Source organism: Halopolyspora algeriensis, assembly GCF_003337235.1.
Taxonomy (GTDB): Bacteria; Actinomycetota; Actinomycetes; order Mycobacteriales; family Pseudonocardiaceae; genus Haloactinomyces; species Haloactinomyces algeriensis.
In genome coordinates this window covers 86767-100896 of the sequence record NZ_QPJC01000005.1, presented here as the reverse complement: position 1 = coordinate 100896, position 14130 = coordinate 86767, and the positions used below count along the sequence as shown (strand labels likewise).

General features: G+C 68.4%; 14 protein-coding genes. 10 read left to right on the top strand and 4 right to left on the bottom strand.

Annotated features, from left to right (window positions below; translation table 11 throughout):
• Positions 1-59: 59 nt before the first annotated feature.
• On the bottom strand, positions 60-1583 hold the full coding sequence (locus DFQ14_RS10125) for a serine/threonine-protein kinase (protein WP_114452961.1): 1524 nt from the start codon (positions 1581-1583) through the stop codon (positions 60-62).
• Between the two features lie 60 nt (positions 1584-1643).
• A complete protein-coding gene (locus DFQ14_RS10120; RefSeq protein ID WP_114452960.1) occupies positions 1644-2096 on the bottom strand; it encodes a peroxiredoxin in 453 nt (150 codons plus the stop codon).
• A 197-nt stretch (positions 2097-2293) separates the two neighbouring features.
• Between DFQ14_RS10120 and DFQ14_RS10115 the strand changes: the two genes are divergently transcribed.
• The 3 genes from DFQ14_RS10115 to DFQ14_RS10105 all read left to right on the top strand — a co-directional run bounded on the left by DFQ14_RS10115 (position 2294) and on the right by DFQ14_RS10105 (position 4490).
• Positions 2294-2866, top strand: coding sequence for a type 1 glutamine amidotransferase domain-containing protein (locus DFQ14_RS10115; RefSeq protein WP_114452959.1), 573 nt, complete (start codon positions 2294-2296; stop codon positions 2864-2866).
• Between the two features lie 89 nt (positions 2867-2955).
• A complete protein-coding gene (locus DFQ14_RS10110) occupies positions 2956-4098 on the top strand; it encodes a baeRF2 domain-containing protein (protein ID WP_114452958.1) in 1143 nt (380 codons plus the stop codon).
• 68 nt (positions 4099-4166) lie between these two features.
• Positions 4167-4490: a DUF2795 domain-containing protein gene (locus DFQ14_RS10105; protein WP_114452957.1), complete on the top strand. Its 324-nt coding sequence runs from the start codon at positions 4167-4169 to the stop codon at positions 4488-4490.
• Between the two features lie 118 nt (positions 4491-4608).
• On the opposite strand, the gene DFQ14_RS10100 is transcribed toward DFQ14_RS10105, so the two are convergent.
• Positions 4609-5841 carry a serine hydrolase domain-containing protein gene (locus DFQ14_RS10100; protein ID WP_114452956.1) on the bottom strand — a complete coding sequence of 411 codons (1233 nt, stop codon included), beginning with the start codon at positions 5839-5841 and terminating at the stop codon, positions 4609-4611.
• Between the two features lie 163 nt (positions 5842-6004).
• On the opposite strand from DFQ14_RS10100, the gene DFQ14_RS10095 reads away from it, so the two are divergent.
• The 3 genes from DFQ14_RS10095 to DFQ14_RS10085 all read left to right on the top strand — a co-directional run bounded on the left by DFQ14_RS10095 (position 6005) and on the right by DFQ14_RS10085 (position 8279).
• Positions 6005-6538 (top strand): hypothetical protein, encoded by a 534-nt coding sequence (locus DFQ14_RS10095; RefSeq protein WP_179951533.1) that lies wholly within the window; start codon positions 6005-6007, stop codon positions 6536-6538.
• A 37-nt stretch (positions 6539-6575) separates the two neighbouring features.
• Entirely contained in the window at positions 6576-7250 is a 675-nt protein-coding gene (locus tag DFQ14_RS10090) for a dienelactone hydrolase family protein (RefSeq protein ID WP_420810151.1), read from the top strand.
• A gap of 168 nt (positions 7251-7418) precedes the next feature.
• The gene (locus DFQ14_RS10085; protein WP_114453097.1) at positions 7419-8279 is read left to right on the top strand and encodes a 3-hydroxybutyryl-CoA dehydrogenase; all 861 of its coding nucleotides are present in this window, start codon (positions 7419-7421) and stop codon (positions 8277-8279) included.
• Positions 8280-8339: 60 nt separating this feature from the next.
• Here the strand turns inward: DFQ14_RS10085 and DFQ14_RS10080 are convergent, their stop codons facing one another.
• Complete coding sequence (locus DFQ14_RS10080; protein WP_114452954.1) at positions 8340-8999, bottom strand: GntR family transcriptional regulator; 660 nt, start codon at positions 8997-8999, stop codon at positions 8340-8342.
• Between the two features lie 237 nt (positions 9000-9236).
• Between DFQ14_RS10080 and DFQ14_RS10075 the strand changes: the two genes are divergently transcribed.
• Genes DFQ14_RS10075 through DFQ14_RS10060 form a run of 4 tightly spaced genes read left to right on the top strand, consistent with a single transcriptional unit; the run spans position 9237 to position 14129 of the window.
• Positions 9237-10442 carry a CaiB/BaiF CoA transferase family protein gene (locus DFQ14_RS10075; RefSeq protein WP_114452953.1) on the top strand — a complete coding sequence of 402 codons (1206 nt, stop codon included), beginning with the start codon at positions 9237-9239 and terminating at the stop codon, positions 10440-10442.
• 52 nt (positions 10443-10494) lie between these two features.
• Positions 10495-11688, top strand: a complete 1194-nt coding sequence (locus tag DFQ14_RS10070; RefSeq protein ID WP_114452952.1) for an acyl-CoA dehydrogenase family protein — start codon at positions 10495-10497, stop codon at positions 11686-11688.
• A 19-nt stretch (positions 11689-11707) separates the two neighbouring features.
• Positions 11708-12859 (top strand): MFS transporter, encoded by a 1152-nt coding sequence (locus DFQ14_RS10065; RefSeq protein WP_114452951.1) that lies wholly within the window; start codon positions 11708-11710, stop codon positions 12857-12859.
• Between the two features lie 34 nt (positions 12860-12893).
• The gene (locus DFQ14_RS10060; protein WP_246195592.1) at positions 12894-14129 is read left to right on the top strand and encodes a sensor histidine kinase; all 1236 of its coding nucleotides are present in this window, start codon (positions 12894-12896) and stop codon (positions 14127-14129) included.
• Position 14130: the final 1 nt, after the last annotated feature.

Sequence of the window (14130 nt, the reverse complement as noted above, 5' to 3'; positions counted from 1 at the left end):
TGGCACACCGCGCGGTGCCGGCTCGGAACGTTGTCACTCGCCGGTGTGCACGAAAGGGGCTACAGCGGACCGGCGTCGTACGTTCCCCGGGCGTACTGCTGCAGTGCGGCGCGGAGCCGCCTGGTTTCCCGATGCCTCTTGTACCAGCCACCGGTGGCACCGATCCGGAACACCCTGACACCGCCCCGGTACCGCCGTATGCGATGCCACCACGTGGATCTCGGTGATGGCGCCCCGTCGACCATCCAGAGCGCCACCGACCGGTTCGTTCCCCGGCCGACGATGCCGACCCGGCTGACGTGCTCCCACGGGACCTCTTGACGCAGGCCCAGCCGGGAGATCCGCAGGCCATCACCGTTGACCTGCAGTCGCAGCGGGGGCCGCAGCAGCCGCAGCAGTGAGATTCCGCCACTGAGGATCAGACAGGTGAGTCCGAGCAGGAAGACGAGTTGTGCGTTGCCCGTCGGCTCGATCGCCGCTCCGAGGTGCGTGGCCCCGTAGGCGAGCAGCAACACGAAGGCGGCCGAAACCAGCGCTGCGGCGCGTCTGCCCGTACGAAAGACCGGCCCCGGACTGTCCTTGCGCACCGGCCGAGCCCGCGAAGACGCCTGGTGGAGGGTGTTCCGGGCAGGAGCCCGTCCGATGGGTTCGGGACCGCTCGATGCCCGGTCCGGCACCTGCGGCACGTCGGGCGGTGCGGCCTGCACGGTCCGTTCCCATCGGGCGGTGTGCTCGGTGATCGAGGTCGTGATCGGTGCGGGAAGCCACTGGTTGCCTCGCGGCCCCGCACCGCCGAGGCGTTCGAGGATCGCGGTCGGGGTGGGCCGCTGTGGGACTTCCTTGGCCAGGCAGGCAGCAGCCAGCGGCCGTATCGCAGCGGGTACTCGGTCCAGGTCGGGTTCGGCATGGACGACCCGGTAGAGCATGGCCGCGGTGTGCTCGTTGCCGAACGGGCCGGTCCCGGTCGAGGCGAACACCAGTACGGCTCCCAGCGAGAACACGTCGCTGGGAGGTCCGACTTCTCCGCCCACGGTCTGCTCGGGCGAGAAGTACCCCGGCGTTCCGAAGAACATTCCGGTCGCGGTCATGGCACTGGCCGTCACCGCGCGGGAGATCCCGAAGTCAATGACGCGCGGTCCGTCCGGCCCCAGCAGAACGTTGCCGGGTTTGAGGTCGCGATGCACCAGTTCGGCCGCGTGGATGGCCTCGAGCGCCTCGGCCAGCCCGGCGGCGAGCCCGTGGACGGTGTGTTCGGGCAGGGGGCCGTGCTCGGAGACCGCCTGGTGCAGTGTGGGGCCGGGGACGTATTCGGTGGCCAGCCACGGCCGCTCGGCGTCCGGATCGGCATCGATCACCGCCGCGGTCCAGAACCCCCCGACTTTCGCCGACATCCGTGTTTCGCGACGGAACCGTTCGCGAAACTGCGGATCCTCGGCGAGTTCGGGTCGGACCACCTTGACCGCCACCGTGCGTCCACCACGCGAGCGCGCGAGGTAGACCGCGCCCATCGAGCCCGTGCCGAGGCGAGCGAGCAGCCGGTAATCTCCGACCCGGTCCGGCTCACCGCTCAGCAGCGGCTGCATGGTCCCCTCCCCTCGTGAGCGCCGGCTCCGCCTCGGCCCGGTATCCCCGCGGGCCGGCGATCAGCTGCCTCCGCGCAGTACCTTCAGCGCCTGGTCGGCGTGGACCGCCATGCGCAGCTCGTTGCGGATGGTGCCCAGCACCTGGCGATCACGGTCGATGACGAAGGTGTGGCGTTTGACGGGGATGGGCCCGAACCGGCGCTTCACTCCGAAACGCTCGGCAACCGCACCCGCGGTGTCGGACAGCAGGGGAAACCCCAGTGCGTTCTTCTCGGAGAATTCCTGCTGCTTGCCGACCGGATCGGTACTGATGCCCACCGGCTGAGCCGCCAGGGCGGCGAACTCGACGGACAGGTCGCGAAAGTGGCAGCTCTCGGCGGTGCACCCGGCGGTCATGGCGGCCGGGTAGAAGAACAGCACCACCGGACCCGTGGCCAGCAATGCCGACAGCGTCCGTGTCGTGCCGTGCTGGTCGGGTAACTCGAACTCCTCGACGAACTCACCTTGCCGCATCGATGCTCCTCGACGGATCTTCACGCGCATCGCCGGGCGTGAATGTACCCGGTCTGCTCCGCACGGCTGCGCTCCGGAGTCGTCTCCGGGGAGTTCGGGCGCGAGTTTGGGGACTGGTCCGGACGGGTATCGAACGAGGACGACCGCTCCAGCGGAAGCGGTCGAGTCTGCCCGAACACGAGACGAAGGAGGTCCTCATGAGCGACAACCTCAGTGGCCTCAGGATCGCTTTCCTGGTGGCCCCCGAGGGCACCGAACAGGTGGAGCTCACCGAACCCTGGAGGGCCGTGCAGGAGGCGGGCGGACAACCGGAGCTCGTCTCCATCCAGTCCGGATCCGTGCAGGCGATGAACCATCTCGACAAGGCGGACACCTTCTCCGTCGACAAGGTGGTCGGCGATGTCGGCGCCGACGACTACGAGGGCCTGGTGCTGCCCGGCGGTGTTGCCAATCCGGACATGCTGCGGCGGAATTCCGATGCCGTGCGCTTCGTGGGTGAGTTCTTCTCGAAGCAGAAACCGGTGGCGGCGATCTGCCACGCACCGTGGATGCTCGTCGAAGCCGATGTCGTGCGGGGTCGCAGGCTGACGTCGTACCCGAGCCTGGCCACGGATCTGCGCAATGCGGGCGCCGACTGGGTCGACGAGGAGGTCGTCGTCGACACGGGCTTGGTGACCAGCCGTAGTCCCGGTGACCTCCGGGCGTTCTGCGACAAGGCCGTCGAGGAGCTTTCGGAGGGCAAGCACCGCCAGCAGGCGCGTAGTGCCTGAAAGCAGGCACCAGCTCCGCCGACCACGGTGGCCGCTGTGTCAGACCGCAGGTTGGTGCGGCCACGAACACCGGATGTGGAGAGCCATTCATGAAGCTCGGATTTCTGCAGGACGTGTACGAACAGTCCGGCCCGTTTGCCACGGTGTACCTCGACACTTCCTCGGATGTGGAGAACGCGCCGAAAGAGGTCGGTCTTCGGTGGCGCTCGGCTCGGGAAAGCTTGGCCGACCAGGGGGCGGACGAGGCAACCCTGCAGGCGATCGAGGAGAGAATCGGTGAGCACCAGTGGCGTGAGTCGGGACGGCGCGGGCAGCTCGTCGTCGCCGCCCAGGGGCGTGTGCTGCTCAACGACGAGCTGCCGCAGCCGCCCACCGAGTTCCCCGCTGACGAACAGGTCTTTTTCGGACCACTGCCGCATCTGATGCCGTACCTGCGGATGCGCAGTGCACGCATCCCGCACGTCGTGGCAGTGGTGGATCATTCCGGCGCCGACATCACCTCGGTCAACGCCGCGCGGGAAAGCGACAGCACCACCGTGGAAAGTGGTGGCGTCCCGCTGCGCAAGAGCCACACCGCGGGTGAGGGCAACGAGCAGCGGCACCATCACGCTGTCGAGGAGCGGTGGCAGCACAATGCCGCCGATATGGCGGCCGAGATCGAAACCCGCGCGCTGCGGATCAGTGCCGAGGCGATCGTCCTCGCCGGCGATGTGCAGCAGCGCAAGCTCGTCCAGGAGCAGTTGCGCAAGGGCCTGCAGGACATGGTCGTCCAGACCGGGGCGAGCAGCCGGGACCGCAAGGAGTCCGGGAAGAACCTGGACGAGGAGGTTTCCGAGGTTGTTCGCTCGGCCGTCGAGTCGCGCGTCGACGAGATGGTCCGGGAATTCGAGCGTGAACGCGGTGAGCACGACCGAGCGGTCGAGGGATGGGAAGCGACCGTGGGGTCGCTGCAACGCGGTCAGGTCCGGACACTGCTGCGTACTCCCACTTCAGGAGGCGCTCCGGTGGACGAGCTCTATATCGGCCCGGGGGCCAACGAGGTCGCCCTGGAGGACAGGACACTGCGCGAGATGGGCGTGTCCGACAGCAGCAGCGCTCCCGCCGACGCGGCGATTCTGCGCGGCCTGATCGGTACGGATGCCGAGATCGTCCTGGTCGATGCGGACAGGATCGAACTCTCCGGGGGAATCGGCGCGGTACTGCGTTTCAACGATCCCAGTACGCGCCACTGACCGCGCAGCGGGCTTTTGCGGTGTGCGCACCGTGCATCCCGCGCCACCGAGCTACACGGAAGGAAGCCATGACGACCGATCGCAAGGCTGTGGAAGCGACGCTGTCGGCAGCGGACTTCCCGGCGAGCAAAGAGGACATCGTCACCTACGCCGAGAACAACGGCGCCGACGAGGGCACCGTCCGCGCCCTGCGGGCGATGCCGCTCGGCGACTACACGAATGTGGCCGAGGTCATGCGATCCGTGCCACTGGACAAGGGGATCGAGGAGGGCCAGTCGGACTCCGACAAGGCCCAGCAGGAGCGCCGGTCCCAGAGCGGGCTGGCCGAGCACGAGACGCAGACGCCCACCAACCCGATCGTGGAGGAACTGGGCGAGAACCGCGGTAGCTGACGCGGCTGCCCGCTCCGGCGGGCCCCGCCACGTCGAACGTAGCGGGGCCCGCCGGCTGCCGGAGTACCGGAGTCACCGGGTAGTCGGCAGCGATCACCGTGTGTCCCCGACTGCCCGGTCAGTCCACCAGTGCCTGATAGACGAGCTGCTGCAGTTGGGATCGGATCGGGTGCGTGCTGGAGGGCAGCAACTGGGTCAAAAACACCACGGTGAGCTCCTCGCGCGGATCGACCCAGAAAGAGGTGCTGGCGGCCCCGCCCCAGGCGTACTGCCCGACCGAGGAGACGACCTTGGAAGCGGTCGGATCCTCGTTGACCGAGAACCCGAGCCCGAAACCCTTGCCCGCGTTGGCCGTCTCGGAGAACGTCCCCATGGCCAGGGTTTCCAGGTCGGCTCCGCCCGGTAGGTGGTTGCGGGTCATGTAGTCGACCGTGCGGTTGCTCAACAGGCGGGCCCCTTCGAGCTGACCGCCGCCCAGCAGCATCAGCGTGAAGCGGTGATAGTCCCGGGCCGACGAAATCAGACCACCGCCGCCGGAGAACACCCGGGGCTGGTGATGGGCCACGCGGCCGAACCTGTCGTTGCGCACCGCCTTGCCCGCGCGGTCGGCCGTGTAGAGGGCGGCGAGCCGGTCACCGTCCTGCTCACAGGCGCTGAAACCGGTGTCGCGCATGTCCAGCGGGTCGAGGATGTGCTCGCGGAAGAACGCTTCGAGTGCCTGCCCGGAAGCCACCTCGACCAGTCGGCCGAGGACGTCGGTGGCCACCGAGTAGTTCCAGCTCTGTCCCGGATCGAACAGCAGCGGGAACTCGGCCCACGCATCGCAGGCGCCGGCGAGGTCGAGCTCGGAGGGGTGGCCCCACTCGAAGCCCGCGTCCCGATACATCCGGTCCACCGGGTGGATGTGGTGGAAACCGTAGGTCAGCCCGGCCGTGTGCGTGAGCAGGTGCCAGATGCGGATCGGTTCGGTGGCCGGACGGGTCTGCGGCCGGTCGGCGGAGCCGTTGACGTAGACCCGTTGATCGGTGAAGGCGGGCAGGAAGCGGCTGATCGGGTCGGTGAGCTCGAAAACGCCCTGTTCGTAGAGCATCATCGCCGCCACCGAGGTGATCGGCTTGGTCATGGAGTAGATGCGGAACAGCGTGTCCGACTCCACGGGGAGCCCCGCCTCGACGTCGCGCATGCCGTGGGTCGCCAGGTGCGCGATCTTCCCGTGGCGTGCGACAAGAACCAGCCATCCCGGGAGCCTGCCGTCGGAGACGTACTGCGCGAAGTGCCGGTCGATGCGTTGCAACCGCTGCGCGTCGAGACCGACCTCGCTCGGTTCAATCTCGGTCTGTAGCTGTCCCACGGTGAACTCCTTCGTCTCGGTGATCGCCCCTTTTTTCTACTCGTCGGTAACGGCGTGGCGCCACCGGACTTCGCGTTTGGCAGGCCCCCGCCACGGGGTAATCACGATCGCAGGACAACCGCGTCGGGAGAGCAACGCGTGCTGCGAAAAGGAAGAGGAACCCATGTCGGATCCACTCGAGGGCACCACACCGTCGGCGAACGAGGTGGAACCGGACTCCGGTGACCCGGAGGATCCGAACAACCTGCAGTCCGCCCAGAACCTGGACGAGGACGAGCTGGCCGTCGACCCCCTGGAGGAGGGGGTGGAACCGTCCGAGCACTGGTCCACCATCGCCGAGGAGCGGCCGACCCCGCGCGAACAGCGAGAGGGGGAGACACTCGATCGGCGATTGGCCGAGGAGCGTCCCGACACCCCCACCGGGGGAACGGAGCGGCCGCTGACCGAGACACGCATGCAGGAGCTGGACGAGTCGGTCGACGAGCGCGCCGCTGCCGAGGTCGCCGACGAGGGTGACGAGGAAGAGGCTGCCGCACGTCCCGTCGAGGCCGACCACGGTGCGGTGCTGGAGGGAGAAGAAGTGGAACCCACCGGCCGATCCGCCATGACGCGGGAAGGCGCCGATGCGATCGACGAGGGAGCCTCGGGCAGGATGCCGGAAGAGGACGCCGAACGGATCGAGGACAGTGGACGCTGACCTGGACGCCTCCCGGGCAGGCGAGGAGAGCACGCAGGTGTCACTGCCCGCCGTCGGGGCGGGAGCGGGCGAGGAACTCATCGGTGACCTCGTGTTCCCGCAGGAGGTACACGGGCTGGTCGTGTTCGCCCACGGCAGCGGATCGTCCCGGCACAGCACGAGAAACCGCTGGGTCGCCGAGCAACTCCGGCGGGTGGGGCTGGCCACCTTGCTGATGGACCTGCTGACCGAGGAGGAAGGGCGCCTCGATGCTCGAACCGGTCACCTGCGGTTCGACATCGACCTGCTGGTGCGCAGAATGCTCGGCGTGATCGACTGGTTGCCCGAACACGACCGGACCCGGTCGCTGCCGCTCGGCCTGTTCGGGGCGAGCACCGGGGCCGCTGCCGCGCTGGGTGCTGCCGCGCGCCGTTCGGAGGTCACGCGTGCCGTGGTCTCCCGAGGAGGGCGCCCGGACCTGGCGGACGAGTACCTGGCCGGAGTGCGTGCTGCGACCCTGCTGATCGTGGGGGGACAGGACACGGACGTCCTCGCGCTCAACCGGCAAGCAGCCGAGAAACTGCGTTCCACGCACGAGATCCACGTCGTGGCCGGGGCGACCCACCTGTTCGAGGAGAACGGAGCTCTCGAGGAAGTGGCCGATGTCGCCGCCGACTGGTTCCGCCGCCGCTTGGGGGGCGGGTCGACGGCACCTCCCTCGTCGCTGCCCTGAAGGGCTGCAAGGCGGGGCGGCTCACGCGGGTCACGAGTCCCGGTCCCGTGGCGTGTGGCACGCTTACCGGTCAGTAACCGCTCGTTGTTGGCATGATCGGTGGTCGACGAGGTGCCGGCTTGCGGCATGTGCCGGGCCGGACGTGTGGTGACCGAAAGGAACAGTGTGGTGACGGAGATTCAACGCGTCGGTGTGATCGGCGCCGGCCAGATGGGATCGGGGATCGCCGAGGTCAGTGCCCGGGCCGGACTGGACGTGGTGCTGACCGATGTCAGTGACGAGGCCGCCGAGGCGGGGCGCTCGCGGATCCGGAAGTCCTTGGACCGGGCGGTGCAGAACCAGAAGATCGGCGAGGCCGACCGTGACGCCGCGCAGGAACGCATCCGCACCACCACCTCGCTGAACGAGCTGCACGATCGCGAGCTGGTGATCGAGGCGATCGCGGAGAACGAGGAGGTCAAGACCAAGGTCTTCGCCGAGTTGGACCAGGTGATCGACGATCCGGAGGCGATCCTGGCCTCGAACACCTCCTCCATCCCGATCGCCAAGCTCGCCGCGGCCACGAAGCGGCCGGACCGGGTGATCGGTATTCACTTCTTCAACCCGGTCCCCGTGCTCAAGCTGGTCGAGCTCATTCCCTCGCTGCTGACCAGTGAGCAGACCACGCAGCGGGCAGCCGACTTCGCCACGGGACGGCTGGGCAAGGAAACGGTCCGTGCCCAGGACCGTGCGGGCTTCGTGGTGAACGCCCTGCTGGTGCCGTACCTGCTGTCGGCGATCCGGATGGTCGAGGGCGGCTTCGCCACCGCCGAGGACGTCGACAACGGCATGGTGCTGGGCTGTGCGCATCCGATGGGCCCGCTGCGGCTGTCCGACATGGTCGGCCTGGACACCATCAAGGCCGTTGCGGATTCGATGTATGCCGAGTACAAGGATCCGTCCTACGCCGCACCACCGCTGTTGCAGCGCATGGTGGACGCGAAGCTGCTGGGCAAGAAGTCCGGCAAGGGATTCTACGAGTACGGATGAGGCGGCACCGCGCAGCGGGTCACCGGCAGGCGGGTGCTCGACCCGAGAGTGAGAGCGCCATCATCCCGGTGACCCGTCGGCGTCCAGGGTCGCCCGAAGGGCGTCCACCGCGTGCCTGCGGTGCGTGTCCAGCAACGTGGTGAGTGCCTCGGCGTCCCGCTGTTTCGCGGCCTGCACGATCCTCTCGTGTTCGTCGCGGACGCGGGCCCGGTTGACGTCGGAGTTGTAGTAGACCGCGCGGTAGGCGTCGGTGGCATCCCACAGGGTGCGCACGATCCGCAGGAGCCGTGGCATTCCGGCCGGTTCCAGCAGGGCGAAGTGGAACCTCCGATTGGCCGTGATCATGCCCACCAGGTCGCTGCCGTCGGCCGCGCTTTCCACGTCGCGTTGCGCGTCGAGGACACGGGCCAGATCCGTGTCAGTGAACTTCCGCGCGGCGACCGTGGCGGCTTCGGATTCCAGCAGGTCCCGTAGACGGTAGACCTCCAGAAGATCCGACAGGGACAGTTCGGCCACCGAGTAGCCGCGATGCGGCTCGTAGACGACCTGCCCTTCGGCCTCCAGGGTTTTCAGGGCTTCCCGCAGGGGCACACGACTGACGCCGAGCTGATGGGCGATCGCGTCCTGGCGGATCGGCTGCCGCGGCGACAACCGCCGGGAGACGATCGCTTTGCGCAGCTCGTCGAGAACGAACTCCTGGGTCGTGGGTGGTCGTGACATCGCCACTCCCGGTGTTGGCTGGCGCGGGTCTGCCCGGCCCTTGTCGATTCGCCCCCGGATGTCCCGAGCCGGTGGAGCCGGGTGCCCGCCGCGGAAAGGTTGACCGGCGTCGCGACAACTGTATATTGGATCCAAATTCGTCATGCAAGCCACGCAACTTCCTGGCGATACTTGTCCGCCGGTGCCGCGCCGGCGAGGAGCATGCACCGATGCGCGCGGAAAGGTCTGGTTCTTCCGATGGGGCGAACGCTACCGCTGGACGGTGTGGTCGTCGCCGACTTCAGCCGTGTCCTGGCGGGTCCCTACGCGACCATGCTGCTGGCCGACCTCGGAGCCACGGTCGTCAAGGTCGAACGCCCCGGGCAGGGGGACGACACCCGTGCATGGGGACCGCCGTGGACACAGCGCAGCTCCTCCTACTTCGAGTCGCTCAACCGCGGGAAGCGCAGTATCGCTCTGGATTTCACCGAGCCACGGGACCGCGCGGCCGCTGTCGAGCTGGCTCGCAGGGCCGATGTCCTGGTGGAGAACCACCGGCCCGAGGCGCTGGCACGGTACGGGCTGGACTACGAGAGCCTTCGCGAGATCAACCCCGGGCTGCTGTACGCGTCGATCTCCGGCTTCGGCAGCGGTGATGGTGCCGACCTGCCCGGATACGACTTCGTCGTCCAGGCCGTCGGCGGCCTGATGAGTATCACGGGCAGCCCGGAGGGACCCCCCACCAAAGTGGGGGTGGCTGTCGTCGACGTATTCACCGGCAAGGATGCCGCGCTGGGCATCATGGCGGGACTGCGCCGGCGTGCGACGACCGGCCTGGGCGAGCACATCGAGGTGAACCTGCTGTCGAGCCTGCTGTCCGGACTGGTCAACCAGCTGGGCGGCTACCTGGCGACCGGAGTCGATCCGGAGCCGATGGGCAACCGGCATCCGAGTATCGCCCCGTACGAGACCCTGCAGTGCGAGGATGCGCTGCTGGCCGTCGCGGTGGGCAACGACGACCAGTTCCGGAGGCTCACCGAGGCGCTGGGGCTGCTCGGCGCGGCCGACGATGCCCGGTTCGCGACGAACGCGGCCAGGGTGGCCAACCGGGCCGAACTGGTGGGCATGCTGGAAAACGTCCTCAGCGCCCGGCCAGCGGCGGCCTGGCAGGAGCGCCTGCAGCGAGCCGGGATCGCCTGCGGGCAAGTCAATGATCTCTCGAGCGCGGTGCGCTACGCCGAGTCCCTCGGCCTGCAGCCGCTCGTCACTCCGGAGAACGCGGACATGCCCCAGGTGCGGATGCCGATCGAGTTCTCCGGAGCCGGCTGCGCCCCGCCGGTCGCACCACCGGAACTCGGCGAGCACACCGAGGAAGTTCTCGCCTGGCTCGGGCAGGACCACTCGGGGGCACTGCCACCCTTGTCCCCGGCTTTCCCCGCCGGTCGCCAAACCGATCCCGCGTAGGGCCGTGCCGGGCACATCCCACGCGTGACGTCCGTTTTCGAGGAGGCTAGTGATGAATGCCAGCGGCACCCGCCCCGAGTTCGACCCGTACGACCCGCTGGGGATCGACGGCGAGCTCAGCACCGAGCAACTCGCGATCCGCGACAGCGTGCGCGCCCTGTGCCGGGACCACGTGACGCCGTACGTCGGCGACTGGTTCGAGCGCGGCGAGTTGCCCGGCATCCGCGATCTCGCTCGAGAACTGGGCAAACTCGGCGTACTCGGTATGCACCTGCAAGGGTACGGATGCGCCGGGATGTCGGCGGTGGACTACGGCGTGGCCTGCGAGGAGCTCGAGGCCTGCGATTCGGGCTTGCGGTCGCTGGTGTCGGTGCAGGGCTCGCTGGCGATGTTCGCGATCTGGCGATGGGGCTCGGAGGAGCACAAGCAGCAGTGGCTGCCGAAGATGGCGGCCGGGGAGGCGATCGGCTGCTTCGGACTCACCGAGCCCGACCACGGTTCCGATCCCGCTTCGATGCGGACCTGGGCGCGCCGGGACGGCTCGGACTGGGTGCTCAACGGGCGCAAGATGTGGATCACCAACGGCAGTGTGGCCGATGTCGCCGTCGTCTGGGCCCGGACCGACGAGGGGGTGCGTGGCTTCGTGGTCCCCACTGACACCCCCGGTTTCTCGGCTCCCGAGATCACGCAGAAGCTGTCCCTGCGTGCCTCGGTGACCAGCGAGCTGGTACTGGACGAGGTGCGTGTGCCCGATGAGGCGGCGCTGCCCGAGGCCGTGGGCCTGCGTGGCCCGCTGAGCTGCCTCAACGAGGCCCGCTACGGGATTGTCTGGGGAGCCACGGGTGCGGCGCGCAACTGCCTGGAGGCGGCGCTGGACTACTCCCGCAGCCGCGAGCAGTTCGGCAAGCCGATCGCCGGTTTCCAGTTGACCCAGTCCAAGTTGGCCGACATGGCGGTCAGGGTCAACAATGGACGATTGTTGGCGCTGCATCTCGGCCGCCGCAAGGATGCCGGAACGCTGCTGCCGCAGCAGGTGAGTTTCGGCAAGCTGGACAACGTGCGCGGGGCGCTGGAAGTCGCGCGCACTGCGCGGACCGTGCTGGGTGCGAACGGCATCTCCCTCGAATACCCTGTGATCCGGCACATGACCAATCTCGAATCGGTGCTGACCTACGAGGGCACCGGTGAGATGCACGCCTTGACCATCGGCCAGGCCATGACGGGAATCCCCGCCTTCCGTGACTGACGCGGTGAAGCCCCACTCGATGAGGCACGCCCGTGCAGGCACGGTGCGCACCCTCGTGCCGGTGGCCGCCGTGGTCACCGCCGGGATCCTTCCCGTCTTCCTGGTCGGCGGGCTCGGTGTCCAGCTTCAGCGCGAACTCGGATTCGGTGCGGCCGTCCTGGGACTCGGCACGGCCGGGTTCTTCGGAGTGGCCGCACTGGCTTCCCGGGCCATGGGATGGGTGGTCGAGCGCATCGGTGCCTCGCGTGCCATGCGGCTGGCCGCGGTCGGAAGCTCACTGTGCCTGCTCGGCTTGGGCGCCAGTGATAACGCCGCCTGGCTGATCGCGGTCGTGTGGCTGGCCGGGTTGCCGAACTCGTTGGGCCAGCCCGCGGCCAATCTGCTGATCACGCAGAACGTTCCCGTGCGTGTCCGGGCCACGGCGTTCGGGGTCAAGCAGGCCTCGATTCCCGCAGCGACCCTGCTGTCCGGTCTTGCCGTCCCCGCCGTGGCCCTGACGATCGGTTGGCGTTGGGCCTTCGTGCTGGCGGCCGTGACGGGGTGCTGCGCGGCGCTGTTCGTGCCCGGATCACCGGCTGCCGACAGCCACGGGGCCGGGTCGGCGCAGGAGTCCTCCTCGGGAAGTGGGCGCGCAGCGTTGCTTCTGCTGGCTGCGGCTGCCGGGTTGGGCTCGGCAGCGGCGAACGCGCTGGGAGCGTTCGTCACCACGACGGCGGTGCAGGTCGGTTTCGGCCCCGCAGCAGCCGGTCTGGTGTTGTCCCTGGGGTCGGCGGCCGGGCTCGCGGTCCGGTTGCTGGCCGGGGTGGCAGCCGACCGCAAGAATCCCGACACCCTGCGGGTCATTACGACGATGCTGTTCGTGGGATCGCTCGGGTACGGCCTGATGGCGCTCGGCACCACCACACCGTTCCTCCTGGGAGCGATCGTCGGCTTCGGTGCGGGATGGGCATGGCCGGGACTGCTGAACTTCGCGGTCGCACACCTGAATCCGGGGAGAGTGGCTGGCGCCACGTCGGTCACCCAGACGGGTGTCTACATCGGTGGGAGTGGCGGCCCGTTGCTGTTCGGGCTGCTCGCCGAGCACGCCGGCCTGCGTAGTGCGTGGCTGGCCGCCGCAGCCGTGGCCATTCTGGCCGGGAGCTTTCTGCTGGCTGCCCGCCGCCGGTCATGACGGAACCCGCAGGCATCCATGCATACTGCATGCCGTGTTGCGTGTGGCCGTGTCCCGAGCTTTCCCGATCGACGTGGCGTTGTTGCTGGTCTTCGCCGGTACGCATCTTCTCGTTCTCGTTCTTTCGCCCCGTCCGTCCGGCGCTCTGTGGTGGTGGCCGCTGCTGCTGAGCGTTCCGGCCATGAGCCTGCTGCTGGTCCGGCGGCATCTGCCCTGGACGGGACTGCTCGTGATGCTGGTCGTCACGATCGTGCTCAGCTACCTGCAGATCCCGATCGGGGTGCTGAACCTGGCCATCCTCGTGGGGGTGTACTCGGTGTGCCTGCGCGCCGACCTGGCGGGATCGGTGGCCGCTGCCGCAGCCGCCATGGTGTGGCCCCTGACTCGTCTGCCGTTCCAGCCCGTGGACGAGGGTGTTTTCACGATCGTGGGTTCGGTGGTGAATCTCGTGATGGTCGTCGGGTGGGGGCGCGCCATGCACGTGAAGCGGCAGCGTGCCGAGCAGCTGGAACAGACGGTGATGCTGCTGGACCAGGCCCGGGACCAGTTGGCCGCCGAAGCCGCCACGGTCGAGCGCGCCCGGATCGCCCGCGAATTCCACGACATCGTCTCGCACAATCTGTCCGTGGTCGCCCTGCGTGCGGGCGTGGCTCGTCGCCTGGTGGACCGCAATCCCGAGCATGCGCGGGAAACTCTGGGTGAGCTCGAGCGCACATCGCGTTCGGCGCTGGAGGAGATGCGTCACCTGCTGAGCGCGCTCCGGCAGGAGCACTGTCATGCGGGCACCGCGGTCTCGGTGCCGGATGAGCCGGATCCGGGCCGGCACCCCGCGCCGGGCCTGTGCCGAGTGGACGCTCTGGTCGAGTCCGTTCGCGACACCGGAGTGGTGTGGCGCCTCGAGCGTCGTGGGACGGTCCGAGAGCTCGGGCCCAGTGTGGAGGTCACGGCCTACCGCATCGTGCAGGAAGCCGTGACGAACGTACTCAAGCATGCTGCGACCGGGTACGCGCGAGTGCTGCTCGATTACGGAAGGTCGGCGCTGCATATCGAGGTCACCAACCACGCGACGAACCCGGAAACCCCGGCCGAGATGGAAAAGCCCCAGGTGGACGTCTCCCATGAGGAGGGCTCGTCGGTGCCGGGTCACGGACTGATCGGCTTGCGTGAGCGCGTGTCGTTGCTCGGTGGTGCCCTGACCGCGCATCCTGTTGCGAACGGATTTCACTTGTCGGCCGTGCTACCGTGCCCGGAAATTTCGGACCTGGCCTGAG